Origin of the sequence: Phenylobacterium sp., from assembly GCF_035539035.1 — a bacterium.
Classification (GTDB): domain Bacteria; phylum Pseudomonadota; class Alphaproteobacteria; order Caulobacterales; family Caulobacteraceae; genus Phenylobacterium.
This window is the reverse complement of the sequence record NZ_DATLJI010000012.1, coordinates 482301-508903: the sequence shown is the minus strand read 5'-3', so window position 1 is coordinate 508903 and position 26603 is coordinate 482301. Positions and strand designations below refer to the sequence as shown.

Below are 26603 nucleotides of genomic sequence, written 5' to 3'. Positions count from 1 at the left end.
GGATGGCCGACACGAAGCTCGCCCGCTACCAGTCGATGCGGGACTTCTCCAAGACGGCGGAGCCCAGCGGGGAAGAGCCGGTCAAGCCGTCCAACCGACTGCGCTTCGTCATCCAGAAGCATGCGGCCACGCGCCTGCACTACGACTTCCGGCTGGAGCTGGACGGCGTCTTCAGGTCCTGGGCTGTGACCAAGGGCCCGTCGCTCGACCCCGCCGACCGGCGCCTCGCCGTGGAGGTCGAGGACCACCCGCTCGACTACGGCGACTTCGAGGGGACCATCCCCAAGGGCCAGTACGGCGGCGGCACGGTGATGCTCTGGGACCGCGGCTACTGGGAACCGGAGGGCGACCCCCACGCCATGCTCCGCAAGGGCGACTTCAAGTTCACCATGGACGGCGAGCGCCTGAAGGGCAGCTTCGTCCTGGTCCGGATGAAGCGCCGGCCCGGCGAGAAGAAGGACAACTGGCTGCTGATCAAGCACCGCGATGGCCACGAGCTCGAGGATCACGGGGACAAGCTGGTGCAGGAGGCCGTCACCTCGGTGGCCTCCGGCCGCACCATGGAGGAGATCGCCGCCGGCAAGGGCAAGGGGCCCAAGCCGTTCATGAAGGGCGGCCGCGCCCGGGCCTCCGCCAGCAGCGTCTGGCAGTCGAACCGGGCGGAGCAGGAGTCGGCCAAGGCCGCCGCGCTGAAGGCTGCGCCGCCGCCGAAGCTGAAGGCCGCCGCCCTGCCGGGCTTCGTGCCGCCGGTGCTGGCCAAGCCGGTGGACCGGCCGCCGCTGGGCGCCGGCTGGGCGCACGAGATCAAGTTCGACGGCTATCGGCTGCAGCTGCGGGTGGAGAAGGGCAAGGCGCAGATCAAGACCCGCTCGGGTCTCGACTGGACGCCGAAGTTCAAGGAGATCGCCGCCGACGCCGCCGCCCTGCCGGACGGCCTCTACGACGGCGAGGCCTGCGCGCTCGACCACAACGGCTCGCCGGACTTCCCCGCCCTGCAGGCCGCCCTGTCGGACGGCAAGACGGCAAACCTGATCTTCTTCGCCTTCGACGCTCTGTTCGTGGACGGCGAGGACCTGCGTAACCTCCCCCTGCGCGACCGCAAGGTGAGGCTCCAGGCTGCGCTCAAGGCCGGCGGCAAGAAGGTCGAGAAGCGGATCCGCTACGTGGACCACTTCGAGACGGCCGGCGAGGCGGTGCTGCAGTCGGCCTGCCGCATGTCGCTGGAAGGCATCGTCTCCAAGAAGCTGGACGCCCCCTATCGCTCAGGCCGCGGCGAGGACTGGGTGAAGTCCAAGTGTCGGGCTGGCCACGAGGTGGTGATCGGCGGCTGGACGGGTGAGGCTGGCCAGTTGCGCTCCCTGCTGGTCGGCGTCCACCGCGACGACAAGCTGGTCTACGTCGGTCGGGTCGGCACAGGGTTCGGCCGCGACAAGGTCGCCCGCGTCCTGCCCCGCCTGCAGAAGGCCGAGAGCGACAAGAGCCCGTTCACCGGCCCCGGCGCCCCGCGCAAGGAGGCCAACGTCCACTGGGCGAGGCCCGAGCTGGTGGCGGAGATCGAGTTCGCCGGCTTCACCGGGTCGGGCATGGTCCGCCAGGGGGCGTTCAAGGCGCTGCGCGAGGACAAGCCCGCCGCCGAGGTCGAGGCCGAGACGCCGGCGCCGCTGTCCACCGAACTCGCCGAACCCGAAGCGAAGCCGGCCAAGCCCGCCCCGAAGCCGAAGACCGCCGCCGCGAGGGGCCCCGACCCGGTGGTGATGGGCGTCCTGCTCTCCAACCCGAACAAGGCGCTCTGGCCGGACGGCGGCGACGGCAAGCCGGTGACCAAGCTGGACCTCGCCCGCTACCTGGAGACCGTCGGGCCCTGGATGATGCCGCACATCAAGGGCCGGCCCTGCTCGATCATCCGCATGCCGGACGGGATCAACGGCGACCAGAGGTTCTTCCAGCGCCACGCCGGCAAGGGATCTTCCGCCCTGATCACCGAGGTCCAGGTGTTCGGCGACCACAAGCCCTACCTGCAGCTCGACCGGATCGAGGCGCTGGCCGCCATGGCGCAGATCGGGGCGCTGGAATACCACCCGTGGAACAACCAGCCCTTCTCGCCCGAGACGCCGGGGCGGCTGGTGTTCGACCTCGATCCGGACGAGGACATCTCCTTCGACCGGGTGATCGAAGGCGCGCTCCGGGTGAAGGACAAGCTCGACGAGCTGGGGCTGGTCTCCTTCTGCAAGACCACCGGCGGCAAGGGCCTGCACGTGGTCACCCCGCTGAAGGGCGGCAAGGGCAAGATGGACTGGCCGACCGCCAAGAAATTCGCCCAGGACGTCTGCCTGGCGATCGCCGCCGAGGAGCCGGCGAAGTACGTGGTCAACATGGCCAAGGCCAAGCGGGTGGGTCGGATCTTCCTCGACTACCTGCGCAACGACCGGATGAGCACGGCGGTGGCGCCGCTGTCGCCGCGCGGCCGTCCGGGCGCGCCGGTGTCCTTCCCCGTGACCTGGGACCAAGTGAAGCCGGGCCTCGATCCGAAGAAATACACGATCCGCACGGCGCCGGGCCTCTTGAAGAAGACCAAGGCCTGGGCTGACTATTTCGACAGCGAGCGGCCGCTGGAGCCCGCGATCAGGAAGCTGAGGGGCTGATGGGCAAGTGGATCGCGATCCTGCTGGCGGTGATCGTCGCCTGCGCGGTGCTGGGCTTCGTGGTGGACGCCATCCGGGCGCTCGCCTGGGCCGCGGTGGTGGTGCTGGGCATCGTCCTGGCCTTCCAGGTGCTGACCCGGAAGAAGACCTAGGCCGCGCCGGCGTTGCGCCGGCGCAATCCCTCGACACATTGTGGCGACGTCCGGCGGCTTCGCTCTGGCGGACCAGACGAGGGAGCGAGCCCATGGATCTCACGAGACGCAGCCTCATCGCCGCCGGCGCGGCCGCCGCCCTGCCGGCCCCGGCGCTGGCCCAGGCGCCGGGCCTGATCACCAAGCCCATCCCGTCCAGCGGCGAGGCCCTGCCGGTGGTGGGCGTCGGCACCGCCCGCCGCTACGACGCCGCGCCGAGCGAAGCCGAGCGGGCGCCGCTCCGGGCGACGCTGAAGCGCTTCCACGAGCTGGGCGGCAAGGTGATCGACACCGCCCCGTCCTACGGCCAGGCCGAAACCATCGTGGGCGAGCTGGTCGGCGAGCTGAAGATCCGGCCCGGCCTGTTCCTGGCCACCAAGGTCGGCGCCGACAGCAAGGAGGCCGGCCGGGCGCAGATCGAGGCCTCGTTCCAGAAGCTGAAGACCGAGCGCCTGGACCTCATCGCCGTCCATAACCTGCGCGACATCACCAACCAGCTCGCCACCCTGCGCGAGCTGAAGCAGGCGGGCCGGATCCGCTACCTCGGCGCCACCACCTCCTTCGACAACCAGTACGCCGACTTCGAAGCCATGATGCGGCGGGAGACCCTGGACGTGATCCAGGTGGACTACGCGCTCGACAACCGGGGCTCCGCCGAGCGCATCCTGCCGCTGGCCCGCGACCGCGGCATGGCGGTGATGATCAACCTGCCGTTCGGCCGGGGCCGGCTGTTCCAGGCCACCCAGGGCCGCCCGCTGCCGGACTGGGCCAGGGAGATCGACTGTGCGACCTGGGCCCAGGTGTTCCTGAAGTACGTCGTCTCGCACCCGGCGGTGACCTGCGCGGTGCCCGGCATGGCCCAGGCCCGCTACGTGGACGACAACCTGGGCGCGGCGCGCGGGCGGATGCCGGACGCCGCGCTGCGCACCCGCATGGAGCAGTTCATTGACGGCCTCTGAGGGCCAGCGGCGCCGGGGCCCGGCCGCCGCCCTCTCCCGCCTGATCGTCGCCGAGCCGCAGGAGGTCGCCGCCGTAGTGGCGGGCTTCCTGGTCTTCTTCCTGCTGTTCACCGGCTACTTCATGCTGCGGCCGGTGCGGGAGACCATGGGCGTCGCCGGCGGGGTGGACAATCTCCAGTGGCTGTTCACCGGCACCTTCGTCGTCACCCTGCTGGTGGTGCCGTTCTACGGCTGGGTCAGCACGAAGATGCCGCGCCGCCGGCTGCTGCCGGTCACCTACAGCTTCTTCGCCGCCAGCTTCGCAGCCTTCGCCTTCGGCATCTGGCGGGCCAGCGACGACCTCTGGCTCGGCCGCGCCTTCTACATCTGGCTGTCGGTGTTCAACCTGTTCGTCGTCTCCATCGCCTGGAGCCTGATGGCCGACGTCTTCCACCCCGGCCAGGCGAAGCGGCTGTTCGGCCAGATCGCCGCCGGCGCGAGCCTCGGCGGCCTGATGGGCCCGCTGACCAGCGGCCTGCTGGTCGCCTCGGTGGGCCACGCGGGGCTGCTGCTGATCTCGGCCGGCCTGCTGATGGCGAGCCTGCTGCCGGTGATGTTCCTGCTGCGCTGGCGCGACGGCCAGCCCGGCGAGGCGCGCGCCGCGGAAAGCTCCGGCCGCCCTATCGGCGGGAACATCCTGGCGGGCCTGACGCTGATCGCCCGCTCGCCTTACCTGATCGGCCTCTCGGTCTTCGTGGTGCTGCTCGCGACGGTGACCACCTTCCTCTACTTCGAGCAGGCGAGGCTGGTGGAGGCGACCTTCCCGGACAGGACCCGCCAGACCCAGGTGTTCAGCGCCATCGACGTGGCGGTGCAGAGCCTGACCATCTTCGTGCAAGTCTTCCTCACCGGCCGCCTGACCCGCCGGCTGGGCGTCACCGCCCTGCTGACCGCCGTGCCAGTGGCCATGGTCGCGGGTTTCGGCCTGCTCGCCGCCATCGCCACCTTCCCCGTGCTGGCGGGCGTGATGATCCTGCGCAGGGTCGGCGAATACGCCCTGGTCCGGCCCGGCCGCGAAATGCTGTTCACCACCGTCGACAACGAGACCAAGTACAAGGCCAAGAACGTCATCGACACGGTGGTCTACCGCGGCGGCGACGCGGTCAGCGGCTGGCTGAACGCCGTCATCGGGGCCATGGGCTCGGGCGGGGCGGTGGCCCTGCTGGGCGCGGCCTTCGCGGCGGCCTGGGCGGCCCTGGGCTTCCGCCTGGGCCGGATCCACGACCGCCGCGCCGAGGCCGGCTGAGCTATTGCGGCGGCGCGCCCGACGCCGCGTTGTTGGTGGTGTTCGGCGCGCCCGAGGTGGGCGAGTCGCTGGCGTTCGCGCCCGTGGAGCCGGGGCCGAGCGAGCCGGTCTCGGCCGACACGCCGACCTCGCCCGCGCCGCCCGCCTCGCCGCCCTGGCCGGTGTCGCGCCCGGTGTCGGCGCCGCCCACCGTGCCCGGCGCGGCGGCCACGCCGGGATCTCCGGCCTTGGTGGTCCCGTCGGCGTTCTGGGCCGAGCGGTCGCAGCCCACCACCAGGGCCGAGGCGGCCACGGCGGCGGCCGTGGTCAGCAGGGTCTTCAGCATCGTCGTCTCTCCCGTGTGTAAACTGGTCAGGCGCGCTTCTTGGCCGGCGCCTTCTTGGCGGCCGGCTTGGCGTCCTTCTTCGCCGCCGTGCGGCCCGCGGCGGACTTGGCGGCGGGCTTGCGCCGCTCGCCGCCGCCGGCGGTCTGGCCGAGGCTGCGGCGGAGCGCCTCCATGAGGTCGATGACCTCGGCTTCCTGCGGCTGCTGCGGCGCGGTGACCGAGGCGCCCTTCTCCTTCTCCTTGATCAGGGCCCGGAGCGCGTCCTCGTAGCGGTCGTTGAACTGGCTGGGGTCGAAGGGACCCTCCAGCTGGTCGATGATCTTGGCGGCGATCTCCACCATCTGGGCCGGCGGCTTCACCTCGGGGATGGCGCCGAATATCTCCTCCGGCTGCTTCACCTCGCGCTTGTTCCGGATGGTGTAGGCGAGGATTCCCTTGTCACGCGCCTCCAGGGCCATCAGCCGCTCGCGCTGGTGCATGACCAGCCGGCCGAGGGCCACGCGCCCCTCCTTCTTCATCGCCTCGCGGATCACGGTGAAGGCCTCCACCGCCATGTCGCCGTCGGGCGCCAGGAAGTAGGGGTCGTTCCAGTACAGCCGGTCGATCTCGTCCTCGCCCACGAAGCGCTCGATATCGAGAGTGCGGGTGGTGGACAGACGGACCGCCTTGATCTCCTCGTCGGTGATGACGACGTAGCGGCCCTTCTCGATTTCGTAGCCCTTGACGATCTCCGATCGGTCGACCGGGCCGGTCTCCGGGTCCGTGGGGATCATCCGGATGCGGTTGTGGGTGTCCTTGTGCAGCATGTTGAAGTGCACCTCGCCCGTGCGCGAGGTGGCGGTGTAGAGCGCCACCGGGCAGCTCACGAGGCTAAGGCGCAGGTAGCCTTGCCATGTCGGACGGGTGGCCATGCCGGTCTCCGGATCCCCAGGGTCGAGACTCCGGAAACGCTCCGCTTGGCGAATCAGTTCGTTGGCGTGTTCGCGGTCAGCCCCAGGGTCGGCAGGGCAATGGCCTGGACAGCGTCCAGCCGGGCCTTGCGGAAGCCGGCGCGCACGCCCGGCGCGGGGCCGAACTCCATGAGCTGGTCCGCCGCGGGCCGGTAGGCCGGCCAGGCTTCGGCGCCGCACGACGGCGCGTCCGCCTTCGCGAAGGCGACCCAGCAGGCGTGCATCAGGGCGGCTATGGCCCGGTCCTCGTCGGAGACCAGGCTCATCGGCGTGCGGCGGCCCCAGTACTCGAAGACGTACTGGATCTCGGCAGCGTGGCCCGCCCGGGTCATGGCCGGTCGAAAGCGCGAGCCCACGTAGGAGAAGTGGTAGAGCCAAGCGGGCTTTCCGTCGGCGGCCTTCGCCGCCACCCAGCGGGCGGGGCCGCCGAACACCCGGTCGGTGAACAGGGCGCGGGCCAGGGGTTCGTCACCGGCGGCGGCCTCCTCACGCCAGACCAGCCGGGCGGCCGGCGGGATGTTCGCCGTCTGCTCGGGCCGCAGCGGCCCGGGACCCATCAGCGAGTCCTCGCCCGAGTTCCAGCCGATGATCAGCGGCACGTCGTCGAACCGGCCGGCGGCCAGGGCCTGGGTCGGGGTCTCGGGCATCAGCCGCCCGTCGGGGAACGGGCCGTAGCCGCCGTCGAGGGCGGCCAGCCGCTCGGCGGGAAGTGCGCGCAGCTCGGCCGCCGTGGCGGTGGCCGCCACGCCTAGCGGCGCCAGCAGCTTCGCTCCGTCCGCCTCCTTCTGGCCCAGCGTCGTCGGCGCGAACCAGCCCAGGCCGGACTGAACCACCGCCTTGCGGTAGAGGCCACGGGCCTTGGGCGTGGCGAGGATCGCGAGCGTCGACATCCCCCCGGCGCTCTCGCCGAAGACGGTGACGTTCGACGGGTCGCCGCCGAAGGCGCGGATGTTCCGCTGCACCCATTCCAGGGCCGCGACCTGGTCCATCAGGCCGTAGTTTCCGAGCGGCTCACGGGCCCCCGCGGCCTTGGTCAGCGCCGGGTGGGCCAGGTAGCCCAGCGCGCCCAGGCGGTAGTTGATGGAGACCAGCACCACCCCGTCGCGGGCGAAGTTTGAGCCGTCATAGACCCAGCCGGCGCCCGTGCGGTGCGAGCCGCCGTGGATCCAGACCATGACCGGTGCGGCCTTCGCCCCCTTCGGGGCATAGACGTTGAGCTGCAGGCAGTCCTCGGAGACCGGGCCATTGGCGCCGCCGCTGTTGGGCGTCCCATTGGCGTTCATCAGCTGCGGACAGGACGGGCCGGCCTTGGTGGCGTCGCGCTCGCCGCTCCAGGCCGCAGCCCGCTTTGGCGGCGCCCAGCGCAGTGGCCCCACCGGCGGGGCCGCGTAGGGGATGTTCAGGAAGACGTTGGCCCGGTCGTCGGCCTGGCCGGCGACTACGCCGGCCTCCGTGCGGACCTTCACCGGCTGCGCTTCCGTGGGCTGAGCCTGGGCGGCGCCGGACATCAGGAACACGCAGGCGATCGCCCCGAAGACCCGCAGCATGGACATCCCCTCCCTGGTGACCGCCGCGAGCATTCGGCGGCGCAGGCGCCCGGTCAATGGAAATCCCGGCTGCGGATCAGGCGGCCGGTGACGCGGCTGCGCACCTCCGGCGGGGGTTCCTCCTCGTCGCGCATGGCGCCCAGCTTCCAGGAAAGGTCGGTGAAGCGCTCGGCCACCAGGTGGATGACCTCGCCCTCCTTCTGCAGCTGGCCGTGGACGACCAGGAAGGAGGCCCCCATGACCAGGCGGCGGTTGGCCTCGAAGGCGTCCTTCCAGACCACGATGTTGGCGATGCCGGTCTCGTCCTCGAGCGTCAGGAAGACCACTCCCTTGGCCGTGCCCGGCCGCTGGCGCACCAGGACGAGGCCGCCCACGGCCAGGCGGCGGCGGTCACGCATCCCCTTCAGCGCCTGGCAGGGCACGACCTTCTGGGCGGCGAGCTCCTCGCGGTAGAAGGCCACGGGATGGGCCTTCAGCGACAGGCTGGTGGTGCGGTAGTCCTCGGCCACCTGCTTGGGCAGGCTCATGAAGGGCAGCTGCACCTGGGCCTCCTTCAGGCTCTGGCGGGCGACCAGGGGCGCGGACTTCTCGGCGCCCACTTCGTCGGCCAGACCCTTCACCGCCCAGAGCGCCGCGCGGCGGTCGAGCCCCAGGGAGCGGAAGGCGTCGGCCTCGGCCAGCAGCTCCAGCGACCGGCGCGACAGGCCGGCGCGCAGGGCGAAGTCCTCGAGGCTGGCCGCGCCGGCGGCCCGGGCGAGCGCGATCCGCTCGCCGTCCTCCTTCTTGAGCCCGCGGATCTGGCGCAGGCCCAGGCGCAGCGGCCGGTAGGGCAGGCGCTCGTCGTCCTTCTCCTCCAGGGTGCAATCCCAGTTGGAGAAGCCGACGTCGGGCGGGCGCACCTCCACCCCGTGCTCGCGCGCGTCCCGGACCAGCTGGGCCGGCTGGTAGAAGCCCATCGGCTGGGCGTTCAGCAACGCCGCGCAGAAGGCCTCGGGATGGTGCTTCTTCACCCAGGCCGAGGCGTAGACCAGCAGCGCGAAGCTGATCGCGTGGCTCTCCGGGAAGCCGTAGGAGCCGAAGCCCTCGATCTGCTTGAAGCAGCGCTGGGCGAACTCGACGTCGTAGCCGCGGGCCGCCATGCCCTCGATGAACTTCTCCCGGTACTCCCACAGCCGGCCGTTGGCCCGGAAGGTGGCCATGGAGCGGCGCAGGCCATCGGCCTCGTCGTCGGTGAACTTCGCCGCCTCGATGGCGAGCCGCATGGCCTGTTCCTGGAAGAGCGGCACGCCCAGCGTCTTGCCGAGCACCTGGCGCAGCTCGTCCGACGGGCCGTGCTCGGGCGCGGGCGCGGGAAACTCCGCCGCCTCGCGGCCCTCGCGGCGGCGCAGGTAGGGGTGGACCATGTCGCCCTGGATCGGCCCCGGCCGGACGATCGCCACCTCGATCACCAGGTCGTAGAACTTGGCGGGCTTCAGCCTGGGCAGCATCGACATCTGCGCCCGGCTCTCCACCTGGAAGACGCCCACGGAATCGGCGCGCGAGAGCATCTCGTAGACGCCGGCGTCCTCCTGCGGGATGTGGGCGATGTCGGTGATCTGCGTGCCGTCGGTGAGGCGCGGCAGCATCTCGAAGCTCTTGCGGAGCGCGGTCAGCATGCCGAGCGCCAGGATGTCCACCTTCATCAGGCCGAGCGCGTCGATGTCGTCCTTGTCCCACTCGATGAAGGTGCGGTCGGCCATGGCGGCGTTGCCGATCGGCACGGTCTCGTCGAGCCGGCGCTTGGTCAGCACATAGCCGCCCACGTGCTGAGACAGGTGGCGGGGGAAGCCCAGCAGCTCCTGGGCGAGCGCGGTGGCGCGGCGGATCTCGGGGGCGTCGGGGTCGAGGCCCGCCTGGCGGATGTGGGCGTCCGGCACCCCGTCGCCGTAGGAGCCCCAGACGGTGTTGGCGAGCGCCGCGGTGATGTCCTCGGTCAGGCCCAGCGCCTTGCCCACCTGGCGGATGGCCATGCGCGGGCGGTAGTGGATCACGGTGGCGACGATGGCCGCCTTCTCCCGCCCGTAGCGTGCGTAGACGTACTGCATCACCTCCTCGCGCCGCTCGTGCTCGAAGTCGACGTCGATGTCGGGCGGCTCGCCGCGCTTCTCGGAGATGAAGCGGGAGAACAGCAGGTCCTGGTCGGGCTTGGTGGGATCCACCGCCGTGATGCCCAGGCAGAAGCAGACGCAGGAATTGGCCGCCGAGCCGCGCCCCTGGCAGAGGATGCCCTGCTCGCGCGCCCAGCGGACGATGTCGTGGACGGTCAGGAAGTAGTTGGGGAAGTTGAGCTTCTCGATCAGGTCCAGCTCGTGGGCGATGACCCGGCGTTCCTTCTCCGGCACGCCGTCCGGGAAGCGCCAGGCCGCCCCGGCCCAGGTCAGGTCGCGCAGGTGCTGGATGGCGGTCTTGCCGGGCGGCACCGGCTCGTCGGGGTATTCGTAGCGGAGCTGGGAGAGGTCGAAGCCGATCCGCTCGACGATCTCGACGCTACGCTCCACCGCCCCGGGGTACTTCGCGAACAGGCGGGCCATCTCGGCCGGGGTCTTCAGGTGCCGCTCGGCGTTGGCCTCGAGCCGCAGCCCGGCCTCGGCGATGGTGCAGGTCTCGCGGATGCAGGTGAGCACGTCCTGCAGCGGCCGCCGCTCAGGCCCGTGGTAGAGGACGTCGTTGGTGGCGACCATCGGCGCGCCGGCGCCCTGCGCCAGGGCCGCCAGCCGCGAGAGCCGCTGCAGGTCGCGCGCGCCGTAGCGGCGGGCCGCCGCCAGCCAGACGTCGGGCAGCTCGCCGGCGATCCGCCTCAGGTCGGCCTCGAAGCCGGCGTCCAGCCGCTCGGGCGGGACCACCAGGACGAGCTGGCCCTCGGCGTGGTCCAGGAAGTCCGCCCAGTTCAGCAGGCACTCGCCCTTCTCCGCCCGCCGCTGGCCGAGCGTCAGCAGCCGGGAAAGCCGGCCGTAGGCCTCGCGGTCGGAGGGGTAGACCAGCAGGCTGGGCGAGCCGTCCACGAAGTCGAGCCGGCAGCCGGTGAGGGCGCGGACCGGCGAGCCGCCGTCGCGCAGGTCCTGCATGGCCGACCAGGCGCGGACCACGCCGGCCAGGGTATTGCGGTCGCAGACGCCCACCGCCTCCATCCGCAGGGCCGCGGCCCCGACCACCAGCTCGTGCGGATGCGACGCCCCCCTCAGGAAGGAGAAGTTGGTGGTCGCCTGCAGCTCGGCGTATCGGGTCATCCGAACAGCCCGTGCAGCCACCATTGGGCGGGCTGACCGGGGGCGTAGAGGCCGGCGCGGAACACCCAGAAGCGGGCGCCGTCCTGGTCCTCCACCCGGTAGTAGTCGCGCACGTGGGTCACCGAGACCTCGCCGATGTCGCGCTTCCACCACTCCTCGCCGACCCGCTCGGGGCCCTCGGCGCGGCGGACGCGGTGGGTGCGGCCCCGCCAGCGGAACTGGTTGGGCGGATCGTCGGGGGTGAGCGCGATGACGCCCTCCAGCGGCTCGGGCCGGCGGAACAGGCGCACCGGCCGGGGCGTCTCGGGATCCCAGGGCCGGGCTTCGGGCGCGGGGGCAAGCGGGCGGGCGCGGGCGGCGGCGAGCTCGGGCACATGGCTCTCCACCGGCGCGGCGCGCCAGACGCGGTCCTCGCCCAGCCGGTTGGCCAGCCGGTCGACGAGCGGCGCGAGGCCGTCCTCCACCGAGGGCTGGGCGCGGGTGTCGAGGGTCACCTGCCGTCCGCCGGTCGGCTCCACCTCGTGGGCCTCCAGGGTGACCACCTCGATCCCGAAGCCGGGGTCGATCACCTCGAGCTTGGGGACGAACAGCTTCGCGATCCGCCCCGGGTCGCGGCCGGGCAGCGACAGGCCCACGGCCACCGGCAGCGCCTTGCCGTCCAGGCGGTGGAAGCAGAGCTCGAAGCGGCGGGCGCCCTGGCCCTCGGCCTCCAGCCGGGCGCAGAGCTTCGCCGTCACGTCGTGGGCGACGCGGGCCATGTCCTCCGGCGCGCTGATCGGCTCGAAGAAGGCGAGCCTCGCGAACCAGGGCGTCGGCGGCCGGCGGAAGGTGAGCGCCTCCTTCGTGCGGCCCAAGGCCTGGTCCAGGCGGTCGAGGGCCGGCTGGCCGAAGCGGCGGGCGAAGGGGCCGCGCGGCAGGTCCATCACCTGGCCGAGCCGCTTCAGGCCCAGCCGCTCGATCTGGGCGGCGGCCTCGGGATCGAGCCTGAGCGCGGCGGGCGGCAGGGGGGCGATCAGATCCCGCTGGCCGCCCGGCGGCGCGATCGCGCCGTCGCTCCCGTAGTGGGCGAGCGCCCAGGCGGCCCCCGGGGTGTCGGCGATGGCGCAGCGGAACGGCAGGCCGTTGGCCGCCAGGCGGGCCTGGAAGTCGGCCACCATCTCCCGCTCCCCGCCCCACAGGTGCGAGGCGCCCGAGATGTCCAGGAAAAGGCCGTCGGGGGCGTCGGCCGCCACCGCCGGGGAGAAGCGCACGCACCAGTCCACGAGCGCGGCGAGCGCCGCGGCGTCAGTCTCGGGCTCGGCGTCCGCGACAGCCAGGTCGGGGACCAGGGCCCGCGCGTCGGTGGCCTTCTGGTCGGGACGCAGGCCGAGCTTCAGCCCCGCCTCGTTGACGGCCGCCAGCTTACGCACGCCGCGGGCGGTGGCCAGCAGGGCGAAGGGGACCGCCTCAGGCGGCGCGGCGGTCGGATTGCGCCGGCGCCAGGTCGCGATCGCCCAGATCGGCGACCAGGCGCAGAGGATGCGCGACATCCGTCGTCTCCACAAAGAAAGCGTCCGGCGAATAGGCTCCCGCGGCCTCCATCAGCCACGCCCCGGTGCGCCCGCCGCGGCAGCGCTCCAGCGTCACCGTCCAACGGGGCGCGCCGAGGCCGAACTCGCCGGCCGCCGGCTCGGACGGCGCCGGGGCCACGCGCCAGCGGGTGGCGGCGGCCGAGCCCGTCGCCTCGCGCTTCGCCGCGCCCCCGAACGGCCGGCGGCGGATCACGAAGCCGGTCGAGCCCAGCTTCTCGCAGGCGAGCTGCAGCCGCCGGCCGGCGGTGAGGTCGACGGCCTCCGCCTCGCCGAACACCGCCGCCACGCCGACGGTGGCGAGCGCGTCCTCCATCACCGCCAGGACCTCGGCCTCGTCGCGGGCGCAGACCTGGATCAGCCGCTCGGGCGGGAAGCCGAGGCCCGCGAGGCCGGGCGCCCAGAGGTCGTCGCGGCGCACCACCCAGACCGCCTCCCCGCGCTTCGCCAGGGGCGCGGCCATCAGGGCGGCGACGGCGGCCGGGGCGGCGGCGGTCTCGGTCTCCATCCCGTCGGCGACCAGTTCGTGCCAGCGGCCGAGCGGCAGGCCGCCGCCGGGCAGGCAGGCGTCAATCGAAGGGGCGCCGAACGGCAGGGATTCAGAGTCCGCCCGCCCGCCCGCTTCGAGTGCGGCGACCTTCGCCTTGAGAGCGGCGAGCTCCCGAGCGCGAGATCCGGACATGGCTTTGCGGACTCCTTTCGTTCCAGTTTTGTTCTAAACCCGGAACGGGGGGAGTCAAGCTCCCCGGTTTGTCGCAATCAGTCGGACGGGCCGCCGAACTCGAAGGCCGGCTCCCGCGGCTTCTGGCCCTGGCCGCCGAAGGTCCAGTTGAAGCCGACGAACACGCCGCGGACGTTGCCCTTGCGCACCACGCGCGAGCGCAGCGCCGGCGTGTCCAGCACCTGCACGTCTTTGAAGGTCGAGAGCAGGTCCTGGCCGGTGACCATCAGCGACAGCCGGTCGTTGAGCTTGCGGCGGTAGCCGAGGTTCAGCATCCCGAACGGCTTGCGGTAGCCCTGGGGCGTCAGGCGCTCGCCGTTCATGTGGCCGTTCAGCTGGATGAAGTCCTTCGGCGTCACCTGCCAGTTGAGGTTACCCCGCCCGCCGACCGAGACACCGTCCCGCGGCTCCGGGAAGCCCAGGCGCGACGCCTCGATCTCGTTCCAGGAGACGTTGCCGGAGAGGTTGTAGCTCAGCCGGTTGGTCAGCTTGCCGTTGGCGACCAGCTCCAGCCCCGCGGCCCGGCTCTCGCCCAGGTTCTCTCGCGTGCGCAACAGCACGCCGCCGCCCAGGTCGCGGACCACCTCGGTCACCCCATCCCGGCTCTGCCGCCAGTAGACGGTGGCCAGATAGAGCGTCCCCCCGTCCCGGTGCTGGAAGGCGGCCTCGAAGGAATCGGTCACCTGCGGCTTCAGGAAGGGGTTGCCCTGCCAGTAGTTGAACGGGTCGATGAACTGCAGGAACGGGTTCAGCTCGAAGGCCGATGGCCGCTGGACGCGGCGGCTGTAGCTGGCGCTGAGCCGCCGCGCGTCGCTGAGCCGCCAGCTGGCGTGAAGGCTGGGATAGAGGCGGACGTAGTCCTGGGAAGCCCGGACGTCCTGGGTGACCTGGTCGACGTCGATCTCCACCTGTTCGAGCCTCAGGCCCCCCAGCAGGGTGAGGTCGCCGAACGGCTGCTCGTAGGTGACGTAGGCGGCCTGGATGGCCTGTTCGAAGCGGAACAGGTTGGTGAGCGCGGGCTCGAGGACCAGGGCGTCGGAGGACGGACCGCGGGAGCCGCGGTCGTCGTAGCGGTTGTCGTCACGCTCCAGGGCATAGCCGGCCTTCAGCTTGCCCTCGGCCGGCATGGGGCGGGTGTAGTCGATCTTCAGCTCGGTCTCGGCCAGCAGATTGTCCTGCCGGTAGTCCTCGAACAGGTCCGGCGCCGGCGGCAGCCGGCCGGAGATGAAGCCGCGGCGGCCACCGCCGTCCACCTCGGTCTCCTCCCGGCTGAGGTGGGTGACGAGCTCGTGGTCCTCCCCCGTGAACTTGCGCCGCCAGCTCACCGAGCCCTCGGTGTTGATGCGCCTGGGGTCCGACCGGCCGAACCGGTCGAACACCCGGACCGGGCTCCCGCCCGCGTCCAACCCCTCGTAGTGCTGGTACATGTCGAGGCCGATCTTCATGTCGAAGCGGCGGACCTCGACCCCGATCCGATTGGCCGGGTCGGGGTCGTAGTCGGCGCTGCCGCGCAGGTTCCAGATTCGGCCCTCGCCGATCTGCGCCGTCCCGTCGCGGCTCTTCGCCAGGGCGCCGCTCGCCGGATCGAGCCGCTCCCGCTCCTCGACGAAGTTGTATTTCTGCGGGTCGCTGCGGAAGCTCACGTCACCGGAGAGGGTGAGCTTGCGGGAATTGAAGCCGCCGCTGAGGCCGCCGTTCGCCCGCCCCTCGCTGCCGCGCATGGCCCGTACCGATCCCGACCAGCCCGCCTTGCGGGTCTTCTTGGTGACCAGGTTGATGACCCCCGCGGCCCGCTCCGGGTTGAAGGCGGCGGTGGGGTTGGTGATCACCTCCACCCGCTCGATCTGGTCCGCGGGCAGGTTTTGCAGGGCCGCCGCCCGGCCCTCGCCGCGGAACATCCCCGAGGGCTTGCCGTCGATCATGATGGTCACGTTGGGATCGCCGCGCAGGCTGACGTTCCCCTGGACGTCCACCTCCACCGAGGGCACGTTGCGCAGGGCGTCGCCGATCGAGCCGGTGACGGACTGCAGGTCCTTGGCCACGTCGTAGCTCGTGCGGTCGATGGAGGTGCGGACGTCCTGCGCGGCGCCCGAGACCACCACCTCGCCCACCGTCTTCGGCTCGGGTTTCGCGGCGGCGGGCGGCTTGGTCGGCGGCGCGGGCCCCTGGGCGGCGGCCTGGCCGGCGAGCAGCAGGGCCGGGGCGGCCAGGGCGACACAGACAGGACGCAACGGCTCCTCCCGTAGATATTACAGTTGTAATATGAAGCTGCGCCGGACGGCTTGGCAAGGCCCCTCCCCTGCTTGACCTTTTTGCGGCTGCGTGTCGGGACTGGCGCGGCTGGAACGTCCTTTGCGGGGAGGAGGAGGTTCATCCATGGGGCAAGCGACCCAACTGCTCGTCGGCACCCGCAAGGGGGCCTGGATCTACCGCAGCGACGGCGACCGGCTGGACTGGAAGGTCCAGGGACCGATCCTGCTGGGCTGTATCGTCAACCACCTGGTCCTCGACCCGCGTGACGGGAAGACCCTGCTCATGGCCGCGTCCACCGGCCATCTGGGACCGACGATCTTCCGGTCCACGGACGGCGGAGAAAGCTGGCAGGAGGCGCAGACGCCGCCGGCCTTCCCGAAGGGCGAGCCGCACGGCCGCTCGGTCAACCACACCTTCTGGCTGGAGCCGGGGCACGCGAGCGAGCCGGGCGTCTGGTGGGCCGCCACCTCGCCGCCGGGCCTGTTCCGAAGCGCCGACGGCGGCGCGACCTGGGAGAGCGTCGCAGGCCTCAACGAACACCCGAAGATCATGGACTGGCTGCCGCCGGACGGGGGCACGCCCGACGGGGCGATCGTCGCCGGGATCTGCATCGACCCGCGCGACGCCCGGCACATGTACCTGGCCACCTGCTCGGCCGGCGTGCTGGAGACCACCGACTATGGCGCGGACTGGCGGCCGCTGAACCAGAATGTGGAGGCGAACTTCCTGCCCGACCCCTATCCGGAGTACGGCCAGGACAGCCACCAGATCGCGCTCGCCCCCACCAACCCCGACCGCATCTGGCAGCAGAACCACTGCGGCATCTACCGCCTCGACCGCCCCGGCGAGCGCTGGGAGCGGATCGGCGAGGCCATGCCGAAGGAGGTGGGCGACATCGGCTTCTCCATCGTGCCGCATCCGCGCGACGCCGACACCGCCTGGGTCTTTCCCATGGACGGCACGGAGGTGTGGCCGAGGGTGAGCCCCGGCGGAAAGCCGGCCGTCTACCGCACGGCGGACGCCGGCAGGAGCTGGACGCGCCAGGACCGCGGCTTCCCGGCCGAGCAGGGCTGGTTCACGGTCAAGCGCCAGGCCTTCTGCCGCGACGACGGCGCGCCGGTCGGCCTCTATCTCGGCACCACCGGCGGGGAGCTCTGGATGAGCGCCGACGCGGGCGAGAGCTGGCGCCAGATCGCCGCCCACCTGCCGGAGATCTATTCGGTGACCGCGGCGCGGCTCTGATGATCCGGGTGCTGATCCCCTCCCAGCTCACCTCCTACACCGGCGGCGAGACCCGGCTGGAGGCGCAGGGCGGCACGGTCGACGCCGTGCTGGACGACGTCGACCGGCGCTTCCCCGGCCTGAAGTTCCGGGTGATCGACGAGCAGGACCGGGTGCGCCGGCACATGCGTCTGTTCGTCGGCATGGACGAGACCCGCGACGTCCGCCGGCCCCTGCGGGACGGCGACGAGTTGCTGATCTTCGGCGCGCTGAGCGGAGGGTAGAAACGCCCGATGCTCCCTGAGGGGGAGCTGTCCCGAAGGGACTGTGGGGGTTCCACCACCGCCTCAGCGGGTGAAACCCCCTCCACCACTTCGTGCCCCCCCCTGTGGGGGGAGGATTTCGGGGCCTCAGAACTTCAGCAGGCGGGCTTCCTTCACGTGGGGAAGGGCCTGGATCTTCTTCAGGAGGTCGTCCGCGGGATCCTGGTCCACGCCGATCATGGCGATGGCGTCCTGGCCCACGGTCACGCGGCCCAGGTTGAAGGTGGCGATGTTGACGTTCGCCTCCGACAGCAGCGCCCCGATCGCGCCGATGAAGCCCGGCTTGTCGAGGTTGTTCACATAGAGCATCCGCGGCGAGAACGGCGCGTCGAGGTCCATGCCCTTCACCTCGACGATCCGCGGGGCGCCGGCGAGCACGGAGCCGGCGAAGCCACGGCGGCCCTTCTCCGTCTCGATGACGATCCGCATCAGGCTCTCGTAGATCGGCGAGTCCTCCTGCTTGGACTCCGACACCGAGATGCCGCGCTCCTTCGCCACCGCCGGGGCCGAGACCATGTTGATGTCGGCGAGCATGGGCCGCATCACGCCCGACAGGGCCGCGGCGGTCATCGGCTTGGTGTTCAGGCTGGCGACCTGGCCCTCGTAGGCGATGTCGATGCCCTTGATCCCGTAGTCGACCATCTGGCCCGCCAGCGCCCCCAGCTTCTCGGCCAGCGCGATGAAGGGCTTCAGGCGCGGAGCCTCCTCGGCGGTGACCGAGGGGCTGTTCAGGGCGTTGGTGACGGCGCCGGTGAGCAGGTAGTCGCTCATCTGCTCGGCCACCTGCAGGGCGACGTTCTCCTGGGCCTCGACGGTGGAGGCGCCCAGGTGCGGGGTGGCAATGAAGTTCGGCGCGCCGAACAGCGGGTTCTCCTTGGCCGGCTCCTGCACGAAGACGTCGAAGGCCGCGCCGCCGACGTGGCCCTCGTCCAGCAGCTTGCGTAGGGCCGCCTCGTCCACCAGCCCACCGCGGGCGCAGTTGACGATCATCACGCCCTTCTTGGTCTTCTTCAGGTTGGCGGCCGACAGGATGTTCTTGGTCTTGTCGGTGAGCGGGGTGTGCAGGGTGATGACGTCGGCCCGCTTCAGCAGGTCCTCGAGCTCGACCTTCTCCACGCCGATCTCCACCGCGCGCTCCTCCGAGAGGAACGGGTCGTAGGCGACCACGTGCATCTTCAGGCCGTTGGCGCGGTCGGCGACGATGCCGCCGATGTTGCCGGCGCCGATCAGGCCGAGCGTCTTGCCGTAGAGCTCGACGCCCATGAAGCGGTTCTTCTCCCACTTGCCGGCCTGGGTGGAGGCGTCGGCGGCGGGGAGCTGGCGGGCCAGGGCGAACATCATGGCGATGGCGTGCTCGGCGGTGGTGATCGAGTTGCCGAACGGGGTGTTCATCACGACGATCCCGGCGGCCGTGGCGGCGGGGATGTCGACGTTGTCCACGCCGATGCCGGCGCGGCCGATGACCTTCAGCTTCTTGGCGGCGGCGATGACCTCCTTGTCGGCCTTGGTGGCCGAGCGGACGGCCAGGCCGTCGTAGTCGCCGATGATCTTGAGCAGCTCTTCCTTCGGAAGGCCGGTCTTCACGTCGGCGTCGACGCCGCGCTCCTTGAAGATGTTGAGGGCGGCGGGCGAGAGCGAGTCGGCGATGAGCACGCGGGGCATTGGGAGGTCTCCTTTCGGGAGAGGGAGTCCTCCCGTGCGGTCACGGGAGGCTCGTGTCAGGGGATGAGCGGGCGGCCGGTTAGGCCGCGGCCTGCAGGTCGGCGGCGACGGTGGCGAAGGCCCAGTCGAGCCAAGGCGTCAGGGCGTCGAGGTCGGAGGTGTCGACCGTGGCGCCGCACCAGATCCGGAGGCCCGGAGGGGCGTCGCGGTAGCCGCCGACGTCGAGGGCCACGCCCTCCTTCTCCAGCACGGACGCGAGCTTCTTGGCGAAGTCCGCCTGGGCGTCGGGGGAGAGGCCGGTGACCCGCGGGTCGATGACCTTCACGCACACCGAGGTGTTGGACCGGGTGGCCGGGTCTTCCGCCAAGAAGGCGGCCCAGGGCGCGCGCTGCGTCCAAGCCTCCAGCACGGCGAGGTTGGCGTCGGCCCGGCGCTTCATCTCGGCGAGGCCGCCGATGTTCGCCGCCCACTTCAGGGCGTCGAGGTAGTCCTCCACGCAGAGCATGGAGGGCGTGTTGATGGTGGATCCCTCGAAGATCTCGAGGTTCACCTTGCCGCCCTTGGTCATGCGGAAGAGCTTCGGCATGGGCCACGGCGGGCTGTAGCTCTCGAGGCGGGCCACGGCGCGGGGGCCGAGGATCAGGACGCCGTGCGCGCCCTCGCCGCCCAGCGCCTTCTGCCAGGAGAAGGTGACCACATCGAGCTTCTCCCAGTCGAGCGTCTGGGCAAACGCGGCCGAGGTGGCGTCGCAGATGACGATCCCCTCGCGGTCGGCGGCGATGAAGTCGGCGTTCGGCACGCGCACGCCCGAGGTCGTGCCGTTCCAGGTGAAGATCAGGTCGGCGTCCTTGCGGACCTTGGTCAGGTCCGGGAGCTGCCCGTAATCGGCCGAGAGCACCTCGGCCTCCAGCTTGAGCTGCTTGGTCACGTCGGTGACCCAGTCCTTACCGAAGCTCTCGAAGGCCAGGAGCTGCACGGGGCGGGGGCCCAGCATCGACCACATGGCCATCTCGACGGCGCCGGTGTCGGAGCCGGGGACGATGCCGATCAGGAACTCGTCTGGCACCTCCAGCACCTCCCGGGTGCGGTCGATGGCTTCCTTCAGGCGCGCCTTGCCGAGCTTCGAACGGTGCGACCGCCCGAGCACTGCGCCGGATAGGTTTTCGGGGGTCCATCCGGGGCGCTTGGCGCACGGGCCGGAAGAGAACTCGGGGCGAGCCGGACGCATGGCCGGCTTCGGCGGGGTAGTCATAGCGATGTCTCCCATCCTTGCAGATGAGCAGCGCCCCGTTGGGAGGGCGTGGCCCGCTGGCCAGAAATCCGGGTTCTTGCTGCAGCGCAAGAGAAATGTTCTGAAACCTGTCGTGAGCGACGCTGTGGCGCAGCCCGGTTGGCGCGGCGGCCGGACCGTGATTCAAGGGCGCCCCATGACGACCTCCAAGGCCTTCGACTGGGTGGTGCTGGCCTTCCTGGTGCTGTGGTGGGGCTCGTCTTTCGCCGTCCTGAAGATCGCCACGGCCCACATCCCGCCCCTGTGGAACACCGCCGGCCGGCTGGTGGTGGCCATCCCGGTGCTGGCGCTGGTCATGGCGGCGCGCCGTCAGCCTCTGCCGCCGTGGCGCGATCCGGTCTGGCGGGTCTACGCCCTGATCGGGTTCCTGGGCATGGCCGTGCCCTTTTCGCTCTACGCCTACTCCGCCCAGCGGCTGCCCAGCGCCGTCAACGCCATCTGCAACGGCGCCTCGCCGATCTTCACGGGCGTGCTCGCCCACGCCTTCCTCGCATCGGACCGGCTGACCGGACGCAAGACCGGGGGCGTGCTGCTGGGCTTCGCCGGCCTTGTCGTGCTGGTGGCGCCCCGGCTGGCGGAGGGCATGACGATCGAGACCGCAGGCCTGATCGCCGCCCTGGTGGGGGCGGTGCTCTACGCCGTGTCCAATGTGCTGACCCGGACCGCGCCCCCTGCCCCGGCCGCCGCCGGGGCCCTGATGATGTGCCTGTGGGCGGCGCCGGTGTCGCTCGCCGCCGCGATCCTGATGGAGCCCCTGCCGCCCTGGCCGCCGCTGTCGTCGCTCCTGGCCATGACCGCGCTCGGGGTGATCTCCACCGCCATCGCCACCATCGGCTATGTCTTCCTGATCCACCGCCGGGGACCGCTGTTCATGAGCATGGGCATCTATCTGGCGCCGGTGTTCGCCACGGCTCTCGGTGTGGCGGCGCTGGGCGAGCGGCCCGGCTGGTCGGCGATCGCGGCCCTGGCCCTGATCCTGGGCGGCGTGGGCCTGGTGACGATCAGTCCGCGGCCGCGCTAGCCGCCGCGCGCCGACGGCGGCGCCAGGCCAGGGCGGTGCCGCTCAGCAGGCAGAGGCTGACGGCGAAGAAGTTCAGGTTGTTGAGGTTCGCGAACAGATCGTCCTGCGGCCGGCCCACCACCGTGTAATAGGCGTGCAGGGTGAACAGCAGGCCATACAGCAGCATAACCCCGCCGAGCCAGAAGCTGGCGTAGTAGACGGTGAGCGGGAGCAGAAGGAGCGCCGTCAGCCCGTTCACGGCCAGCGACAGCAGCGGCTGGTGGATGACCCAGCCGTTGAGCACGCCCACGAGCAGATTAGCGAGGATGACGCCGGCCCCGAAGCGCTCGGCCGCTCCGCCCTTCACCAGTCCGAAGAGGCAGGTGGCGGCGGCGAAGACCAGCAGGAGGGTCGCGAGGAGATAGGCGGCGGTCATGTACTGCACCCCTTAGTGCGACTAAGGGGTGCAGCAACAGTTAAACTCTGGAAACCTTGATCAGCCGGCGTCGCGCAGCAGGGCGGTCTTCTCGGCGTCCGTCAGCAGGGACGGCTTGATCACTTCCATCTTCGTGCGGATGCCGAGGCGAAGCTTGGCTTCGTTCAGCTCGTTGTGCACGCCCACCATGGCGGTGCGCGCTTCGCTGAGGGCCTTCATGGCCTCCATCAGCTTCACCTGGCAGTCGTCGGCGAAGACCAGGGACGTGTTCACGTCCTTCCGGGCCGCGAGCATGACGCTCATCAGCTCGGCGGCTTCCACCAGCGCGCTGTCCACGGCCGCTTCCGTCTCGAACAGCTTGTTCGCGACCTTACGGGCCACAAAGATCTTTTCCATCACACACCCCTCCACGAAGGAAACCCACGCATTCACGGTAAATGAAAGGTGAAGCTTCACGCAAACGATTCATCAGTTGTTAAGCATGTTTTGCTCGGCTGGGGGTTGTGGCGTGGCTGTGCGGGCACAGTTTCGCGTCGGGGGCGAGCCATTGCCCGCCCAGGGCGAACAACTTGGACGTGCGGGCTCTTCGGAAGCGAAGCGTTAGGATTATCGGCTTAAGGCGGAATCTCGTGCGACCTCCGCGAGCATCATGACCCAGCCCACCGGCGATACAGACCGGGTTCCCGTCGCCAGTTTCCACGCGCGAGTGGCGAGCGTGGGGCTGATCACGACCTTGGTCGTGCTGCTGGCCGCCTGCCTGACCTTCATGCTGCAGCAGTGGGCGGTGGCGAAGACGCAGTCGCACCAGATCCACCAGTCCCTCGCCCAGATCACCGCCCAGACCGCCGCCGCCGCCGTGGCCGAGGGCGATCCGGCCGGCCTCGGCGCGCCCCTCGCCGCCCTGTCCGCCAGCCAGCGGGTCGTCTCGGCGACGCTCAGCGATCCGCAGGGCCGGCCGCTCGCGGCCTATCGCCGGCCGGGCGGCCATCCCAAGACCGCCGCCGAGAAGGTGCAGGCCGAGGTGGTGGACAAGGGCCGCCTCGTCGGACGCCTGGACATGACGGTGGAGAGCCCGGCGCTCACCCCGCTCCTGCCGCAATTCATCGCCCTCACCTTCGCCCTGCTGTTCGGCGGGATCGGCGTGGCCCTGTTCCTGGCCCGCAGCCTGGCGCGGCGGGTGATCGCGCCGGTGCAGAGCCTGTCGGAGGCGATGCACGAGGTCGCCGCCGGCGGCAGCTTCGCACCGGTCGAGGCCAAGGCGCAGGACGAGCTCTTCCGCAGCCTCAACGACAGCTTCAACCACCTCCTGGGCAAGCTCGGCGAGCGCGAGGAGGACCTCAAGCGGGCCATGCGCGAGCTGGAGAGCGCCCGCGACGCGGCCAACGCGGCCAATGTGCTGAAGACCCAGTTCCTGGCCAACATGAGCCACGAGATCCGCACGCCGCTGAACGGCGTGCTGGCGATGGCCGAGGTGATGGCCATGGGCGAGCTCGCCCCCACCCAGCGCGGCCGCCTCGACATCATCCGGCAGTCGGGCAACCTGCTGCTGGCGGTGCTGAACGACGTGCTCGACCTCTCCAAGATCGAGGCCGGCAAGCTGACGCTCGCCAAGGACGACTTCGAGCTCGAGCCGACCATCGCAGCCACTCGCGAGAACTATGCGGTGCAGGCGCGCGACAAGGGCCTCGGCTTCCAGGTGGAGGTGGACGCCACCGCCGCCGGCTGGTGGCGCGGCGACCCGGACCGCCTTCGCCAGATCCTCGGCAACCTCCTGTCCAATGCCGTGAAGTTCACCCCGCAGGGCTCGGTGGCCGCGGTCATCGACGTCAATCCCGACACCGGCGCCCTGCGCATGGTGGTCCGCGACACCGGCGTCGGCATCGCCCCGGAGAAGCTGCCGTCGCTGTTCGAGAAGTTCACCCAGGCCGACAACTCGGCGACGCGCCGGTTCGGCGGCACGGGCCTGGGGCTCGCCATCTGCCGGGAGTTGACCCAGATGATGGGCGGCTCGATCGACGTGGAGAGTCGGGAGGGCAAGGGCTCGGTGTTCACCGTCGAGCTCCCGCTCCAGCACGGCGAGGCGAGCGACGCCGTGGCCGCCGCGCCCAGCCACGACGCGGGCATCCGCCTGCTGGCGGCCGAGGACAACCCCACCAACCGCCAGGTGCTGACGGCGGTGATGAACTCCCTGGGTATCGACATCGACATCGTGCCCGACGGGAAGGAGGCGGTGGAGGCCTGGCGGGTTGGCGGCTACGACCTGATCCTCATGGACATCCAGATGCCGGTCATGGACGGCATCCAGGCCGCCAAGGCGATCCGCGCCGCCGAGAAGAAGCAGGGCCGGACACGCACGCCGATCGTCGCCCTGACGGCCAACGCGCTCTCCCACCAGGTCGCCGAATACATGGCCGTGGGCATGGACGGGCACGTCGCCAAGCCCATTGAGATCGCCAAGCTCTACGAGGCGATCTCGGCCGCGCTGAACGCCGCCGCGACCGGCTGCAGCCAGGCTGGCGGGAGCCAGACGAACGCGGCCTGAACGCCGCGTCAGCAACCTGAACCTTGCACAACGCCCGGCTCAGACGCGCGTCAGGGGCGGTGTGGTTTCTTCGGTCCATCAACGCCGGGCCCCCCGGCGCTCGAATGGTCTGGAGGACCAGATGAAGAAGATCCTGCTTTCGGTCGCCGCCGCCGCCGCGCTGGCCACGGCCGCAGCCCCCGCCGCCGCCCAGTCCTGGGACCGTGACCACGACCGCAGCTATGCGGGCGCCCGCCACACCAGCGGCGAGGTCGACGGCCTGGAATGGAAGATCCGCAACGCCGCCAACGAGGGCCGCATCACCCGCGGCGAAGCCCGGGAGCTGATGGGCGAGCTGCGCGCCGTGCAACCGCTGGCGTGGCGCGTGGAGACCGGCCAGGCGAGCCGCTGGGAGCGCCAGCGTCTCAACCAGGCGGTGAACCGCATCGAGCGGGCCGTGAACAGCTATCGCCGCGCCGACCGGTACGACCGGGATGACCGCTACGACCGTGACGACCGCGATTACGGCTACGGCTACGGCCGCCGCCGCTAGCAACCCATTCCCGCCCAGGGGGTTCAGACGCCCCGTGGGCGGGAGCGCCACTCAGAGGGACGACCCTTAGCCAAGGACTCTGACAGATGAAGAAGCTCACCATCCTCACCCTGGCCGGCGCCGCCTCGGCGCTCGCCCTGTCCGCGACGGCCGCCTCGGCCCAGCCCTACCACCATCCGGGCAACGACTGGCAGTCGATCAACCAGCGCCAGCAGCAGCTCGACCGGCGCATCGAGCGCGGTGTCCAGCGCGGCGACCTGACCCGCACCGAGGCCCGTCGCCTGCGCGGCGAGTTTAACCAGCTGGCGCGCCTGGAGCATCGCTATCGAGTGAACGGCCTGACCCGCTGGGAGCGGGCGGACCTCGACCGCCGGTTCGACCGGCTCGCGGCCCAGATCCGCTTCGAGCGCCGCGACCGCGACTACGGCTATGGCTACGGCGACGGCTACCGTCGCTAGCACCACCGCCTGAACGGCACGCGCCGCCCCGACCCCCGGGGCGGCGTTCGTGTATTTTTGAAGAAACCATCGCGCCGCAGGCGGGTTTTGCCTGCCGTGTTCAGAGGGACCGAAGCAGAGGGACACCAAAGCAGAGGTACTGACCATGAAGACGCTCAACACTCTGGCCCTGATCGGCGCCTCGGCGCTGAGCCTGACGGCCGCCGCGGCCGCCCCGGCCATGGCGCAGCCCTGGAACTACCCGCCGGCCTATGACGCGCCGCTCACCACGTCCTATGTGGACAGCCTCCACTGGCGCATCGACGACGCGGTTCGGGACGGACGCATGTCGCCCATGGAGGCGCGCCGCCTGCACGTGGAGCTGCGCCGGGTGCAGCCGCTCACCTGGCGGGTCGAGACCGGGCGCGCCAGCAACATGGAGTTCGCCCGCCTCAGCCGGACGGTGAACCGGGTGGAAGCGGCGGTGAACCGCTATGCGGCCGTTCCCTACGCCCCACCCTACGCCTGGGGCTACCGCCGCTAGGACAACAGACGTCGACGCGGGACGCCCCCGGAGCGATCCGGGGGCGTCCTGCCCTCAGGGCGCGACACGCAGCCGGCCGTCCACCACCGTCGCCGCACGGCCGCGCAGGAGGACGCGGTCGCCGCGGTGCTCGCACTCCAGGTCGCCTCCGCGGCCGGGATAGGCTTGGTGGAAGGTGACCGTCGGCCGTCCGAGCTTGTCGGCGAACAGCGGGGCCAGGATGCAGTGCAAGGAGCCGGTGGCCGGATCCTCCGGGATGCCGGAGCCCGGCGCGAAGAAGCGGTCCACGACATCGTAGGGGCGTCCGGCGTCGGCCAGGGCCGCGACCCCGACGTTGCCCCGGCTGCCCGTGTGCTCGCCGGCGACCTTCTCCAGCGCCACGAGGTCGGGCGTCACCGCCCGGACCGCCGCCTCGTCGGCCAGCACCGCGATCACATAGTTGGAGGCCCAGACCTCCACCGGCTGCACGCCCAGCGCCTCCGCGAGGCCGGCCACTTCGCAGCGCTTCGGCGGCTGGGCGGGGAAGTCCATCTCGTAGAGCCCGCCGGAACGGCGGACGGTGAGCGGGCCCGACTGCGTGTCGAAGATGACCTGCGTGACGTCCAGCCCCAGTTCCGCAAGCAGCACATGGCCCGACGCCAAGGTGGCGTGGCCGCAGAGCGGCACCTCCAGCGCGGGGGTGAACCAGCGCAGGCCAAAGCGCGCCGGATCGGCGGTCTTCAGGAGGAAGGCCGTCTCGGCCTGGTTGTTCTCGGCGGCCAGCCTCTGCATCCAGGCGGCGTCCGGCCATGCGTCCATCGGCTCCACCACACAGGCGGGGTTGCCCTTGAAGGGCTCGGGCGCAAAGGCGTCGACGGTCCACTGGCGCATCACGGCAAGGTCTCCTATGGCGAAGCTTCGAGATAGGA

Annotated in this window: 23 protein-coding genes; 11 read left to right on the top strand and 12 right to left on the bottom strand. The window is 71.0% G+C overall.

Features of this window, described 5'->3' with window-relative positions; genetic code table 11:
- Positions 1-2 precede the first annotated feature (2 nt).
- The 4 genes from ligD to VM685_RS07815 all read left to right on the top strand — a co-directional run bounded on the left by ligD (position 3) and on the right by VM685_RS07815 (position 5077).
- A complete protein-coding gene (gene ligD, locus VM685_RS07830) occupies positions 3-2642 on the top strand; it encodes a DNA ligase D (RefSeq protein ID WP_325459563.1) in 2640 nt (879 codons plus the stop codon).
- On the top strand, positions 2642-2794 hold the full coding sequence (locus VM685_RS07825) for a hypothetical protein (RefSeq protein ID WP_325459562.1): 153 nt from the start codon (positions 2642-2644) through the stop codon (positions 2792-2794). Before ligD ends, VM685_RS07825 begins: the two co-directional genes overlap by 1 nt.
- Positions 2795-2886: 92 nt before the next feature.
- Complete coding sequence (locus VM685_RS07820; RefSeq protein ID WP_325459561.1) at positions 2887-3792, top strand: aldo/keto reductase; 906 nt, start codon at positions 2887-2889, stop codon at positions 3790-3792.
- On the top strand, positions 3779-5077 hold the full coding sequence (locus tag VM685_RS07815; RefSeq protein ID WP_325459560.1) for an NTP/NDP exchange transporter: 1299 nt from the start codon (positions 3779-3781) through the stop codon (positions 5075-5077). Before VM685_RS07820 ends, VM685_RS07815 begins: the two co-directional genes overlap by 14 nt.
- Position 5078: 1 nt before the next feature.
- On the opposite strand, the gene VM685_RS07810 is transcribed toward VM685_RS07815, so the two are convergent.
- The 7 genes from VM685_RS07810 to VM685_RS07780 form a co-directional block, all read right to left on the bottom strand.
- Positions 5079-5402, bottom strand: coding sequence for a hypothetical protein (locus tag VM685_RS07810; protein ID WP_325459559.1), 324 nt, complete (start codon positions 5400-5402; stop codon positions 5079-5081).
- A 26-nt stretch (positions 5403-5428) separates the two neighbouring features.
- Positions 5429-6313, bottom strand: a complete 885-nt coding sequence (locus VM685_RS07805) for a Ku protein (protein WP_325459558.1) — start codon at positions 6311-6313, stop codon at positions 5429-5431.
- Positions 6314-6366: 53 nt separating this feature from the next.
- Entirely contained in the window at positions 6367-7899 is a 1533-nt protein-coding gene (locus VM685_RS07800) for a carboxylesterase/lipase family protein (protein ID WP_325459557.1), read from the bottom strand.
- Positions 7900-7952: 53 nt separating this feature from the next.
- Positions 7953-11165: an error-prone DNA polymerase gene (locus VM685_RS07795; RefSeq protein WP_414693348.1), complete on the bottom strand. Its 3213-nt coding sequence runs from the start codon at positions 11163-11165 to the stop codon at positions 7953-7955.
- Positions 11162-12694 carry a DUF6504 family protein gene (locus VM685_RS07790; protein ID WP_325459555.1) on the bottom strand — a complete coding sequence of 511 codons (1533 nt, stop codon included), beginning with the start codon at positions 12692-12694 and terminating at the stop codon, positions 11162-11164. The genes VM685_RS07795 and VM685_RS07790 overlap by 4 nt, the downstream gene beginning before the upstream one ends.
- Positions 12612-13415: a protein imuA gene (locus tag VM685_RS07785; protein WP_325459554.1), complete on the bottom strand. Its 804-nt coding sequence runs from the start codon at positions 13413-13415 to the stop codon at positions 12612-12614. The genes VM685_RS07790 and VM685_RS07785 overlap by 83 nt, the downstream gene beginning before the upstream one ends.
- Before the next feature lie 77 nt (positions 13416-13492).
- On the bottom strand, positions 13493-15685 hold the full coding sequence (locus tag VM685_RS07780) for a TonB-dependent receptor domain-containing protein (RefSeq protein ID WP_325459553.1): 2193 nt from the start codon (positions 15683-15685) through the stop codon (positions 13493-13495).
- A gap of 145 nt (positions 15686-15830) precedes the next feature.
- Between VM685_RS07780 and VM685_RS07775 the strand changes: the two genes are divergently transcribed.
- Entirely contained in the window at positions 15831-16949 is a 1119-nt protein-coding gene (locus tag VM685_RS07775) for a glycosyl hydrolase (RefSeq protein ID WP_325459552.1), read from the top strand.
- Complete coding sequence (locus VM685_RS07770) at positions 16949-17212, top strand: MoaD/ThiS family protein (protein ID WP_325459551.1); 264 nt, start codon at positions 16949-16951, stop codon at positions 17210-17212. Before VM685_RS07775 ends, VM685_RS07770 begins: the two co-directional genes overlap by 1 nt.
- Before the next feature lie 126 nt (positions 17213-17338).
- On the opposite strand, the gene serA is transcribed toward VM685_RS07770, so the two are convergent.
- Together serA and VM685_RS07760 are read right to left on the bottom strand one after the other, a co-directional pair.
- Positions 17339-18913, bottom strand: coding sequence for a phosphoglycerate dehydrogenase (serA, locus tag VM685_RS07765; protein WP_325459550.1), 1575 nt, complete (start codon positions 18911-18913; stop codon positions 17339-17341).
- Positions 18914-18992: 79 nt separating this feature from the next.
- Complete coding sequence (locus VM685_RS07760; protein WP_325459549.1) at positions 18993-20165, bottom strand: phosphoserine transaminase; 1173 nt, start codon at positions 20163-20165, stop codon at positions 18993-18995.
- Between the two features lie 175 nt (positions 20166-20340).
- Between VM685_RS07760 and VM685_RS07755 the strand changes: the two genes are divergently transcribed.
- Positions 20341-21225: a DMT family transporter gene (locus tag VM685_RS07755; protein ID WP_325459548.1), complete on the top strand. Its 885-nt coding sequence runs from the start codon at positions 20341-20343 to the stop codon at positions 21223-21225.
- On the opposite strand, the gene VM685_RS07750 is transcribed toward VM685_RS07755, so the two are convergent.
- Positions 21206-21640: a hypothetical protein gene (locus VM685_RS07750; RefSeq protein WP_325459547.1), complete on the bottom strand. Its 435-nt coding sequence runs from the start codon at positions 21638-21640 to the stop codon at positions 21206-21208. The two genes, VM685_RS07755 and VM685_RS07750, sit on opposite strands and share 20 nt — an antisense overlap.
- 60 nt (positions 21641-21700) lie before the next feature.
- Entirely contained in the window at positions 21701-22036 is a 336-nt protein-coding gene (locus tag VM685_RS07745) for a hypothetical protein (RefSeq protein ID WP_325459546.1), read from the bottom strand.
- 253 nt (positions 22037-22289) lie between these two features.
- Here VM685_RS07745 and VM685_RS07740 point away from each other — a divergent pair, with 253 nt between their 5' ends.
- The 4 genes from VM685_RS07740 (at position 22290) to VM685_RS07725 (ending at position 25695) form a co-directional block, all read left to right on the top strand.
- Positions 22290-24182, top strand: a complete 1893-nt coding sequence (locus VM685_RS07740; RefSeq protein ID WP_325459545.1) for an ATP-binding protein — start codon at positions 22290-22292, stop codon at positions 24180-24182.
- Between the two features lie 121 nt (positions 24183-24303).
- Positions 24304-24714: a hypothetical protein gene (locus VM685_RS07735; protein ID WP_325459544.1), complete on the top strand. Its 411-nt coding sequence runs from the start codon at positions 24304-24306 to the stop codon at positions 24712-24714.
- A gap of 86 nt (positions 24715-24800) precedes the next feature.
- A complete protein-coding gene (locus VM685_RS07730; RefSeq protein WP_325459543.1) occupies positions 24801-25172 on the top strand; it encodes a hypothetical protein in 372 nt (123 codons plus the stop codon).
- A gap of 145 nt (positions 25173-25317) precedes the next feature.
- Positions 25318-25695 carry a hypothetical protein gene (locus VM685_RS07725; RefSeq protein WP_325459542.1) on the top strand — a complete coding sequence of 126 codons (378 nt, stop codon included), beginning with the start codon at positions 25318-25320 and terminating at the stop codon, positions 25693-25695.
- 54 nt (positions 25696-25749) lie between these two features.
- On the opposite strand, the gene VM685_RS07720 is transcribed toward VM685_RS07725, so the two are convergent.
- On the bottom strand, positions 25750-26565 hold the full coding sequence (locus tag VM685_RS07720) for a PhzF family phenazine biosynthesis protein (protein ID WP_325459541.1): 816 nt from the start codon (positions 26563-26565) through the stop codon (positions 25750-25752).
- Between the last annotated feature and the right edge of the window lie 38 nt (positions 26566-26603).

What these genes read in the sequence shown, in the direction of transcription:
- VM685_RS07795 (WP_414693348.1), bottom strand. Translation starts at nt 11,165, where the DNA reads ATGACCCGATACGCCGAGCTGCAGGCGACCACCAACTTCTCCTTCCTG.
- ligD (WP_325459563.1), top strand. Translation starts at nt 3, where the DNA reads ATGGCCGACACGAAGCTCGCCCGCTACCAGTCGATGCGGGACTTCTCC.
- VM685_RS07730 (WP_325459543.1), top strand. Translation starts at nt 24,801, where the DNA reads ATGAAGAAGCTCACCATCCTCACCCTGGCCGGCGCCGCCTCGGCGCTC.
- VM685_RS07750 (WP_325459547.1), bottom strand. Translation starts at nt 21,640, where the DNA reads ATGACCGCCGCCTATCTCCTCGCGACCCTCCTGCTGGTCTTCGCCGCC.
- VM685_RS07720 (WP_325459541.1), bottom strand. Translation starts at nt 26,565, where the DNA reads ATGCGCCAGTGGACCGTCGACGCCTTTGCGCCCGAGCCCTTCAAGGGC.
- VM685_RS07775 (WP_325459552.1), top strand. Translation starts at nt 15,831, where the DNA reads ATGGGGCAAGCGACCCAACTGCTCGTCGGCACCCGCAAGGGGGCCTGG.
- VM685_RS07800 (WP_325459557.1), bottom strand. Translation starts at nt 7,899, where the DNA reads ATGCTGCGGGTCTTCGGGGCGATCGCCTGCGTGTTCCTGATGTCCGGC.
- VM685_RS07745 (WP_325459546.1), bottom strand. Translation starts at nt 22,036, where the DNA reads ATGGAAAAGATCTTTGTGGCCCGTAAGGTCGCGAACAAGCTGTTCGAG.
- VM685_RS07740 (WP_325459545.1), top strand. Translation starts at nt 22,290, where the DNA reads ATGACCCAGCCCACCGGCGATACAGACCGGGTTCCCGTCGCCAGTTTC.
- VM685_RS07805 (WP_325459558.1), bottom strand. Translation starts at nt 6,313, where the DNA reads ATGGCCACCCGTCCGACATGGCAAGGCTACCTGCGCCTTAGCCTCGTG.
- VM685_RS07785 (WP_325459554.1), bottom strand. Translation starts at nt 13,415, where the DNA reads ATGTCCGGATCTCGCGCTCGGGAGCTCGCCGCTCTCAAGGCGAAGGTC.
- VM685_RS07725 (WP_325459542.1), top strand. Translation starts at nt 25,318, where the DNA reads ATGAAGACGCTCAACACTCTGGCCCTGATCGGCGCCTCGGCGCTGAGC.
- VM685_RS07810 (WP_325459559.1), bottom strand. Translation starts at nt 5,402, where the DNA reads ATGCTGAAGACCCTGCTGACCACGGCCGCCGCCGTGGCCGCCTCGGCC.
- VM685_RS07760 (WP_325459549.1), bottom strand. Translation starts at nt 20,165, where the DNA reads ATGACTACCCCGCCGAAGCCGGCCATGCGTCCGGCTCGCCCCGAGTTC.
- VM685_RS07820 (WP_325459561.1), top strand. Translation starts at nt 2,887, where the DNA reads ATGGATCTCACGAGACGCAGCCTCATCGCCGCCGGCGCGGCCGCCGCC.
- VM685_RS07790 (WP_325459555.1), bottom strand. Translation starts at nt 12,694, where the DNA reads ATGTCGCGCATCCTCTGCGCCTGGTCGCCGATCTGGGCGATCGCGACC.
- VM685_RS07770 (WP_325459551.1), top strand. Translation starts at nt 16,949, where the DNA reads ATGATCCGGGTGCTGATCCCCTCCCAGCTCACCTCCTACACCGGCGGC.
- VM685_RS07755 (WP_325459548.1), top strand. Translation starts at nt 20,341, where the DNA reads ATGACGACCTCCAAGGCCTTCGACTGGGTGGTGCTGGCCTTCCTGGTG.
- serA (WP_325459550.1), bottom strand. Translation starts at nt 18,913, where the DNA reads ATGCCCCGCGTGCTCATCGCCGACTCGCTCTCGCCCGCCGCCCTCAAC.
- VM685_RS07825 (WP_325459562.1), top strand. Translation starts at nt 2,642, where the DNA reads ATGGGCAAGTGGATCGCGATCCTGCTGGCGGTGATCGTCGCCTGCGCG.
- VM685_RS07735 (WP_325459544.1), top strand. Translation starts at nt 24,304, where the DNA reads ATGAAGAAGATCCTGCTTTCGGTCGCCGCCGCCGCCGCGCTGGCCACG.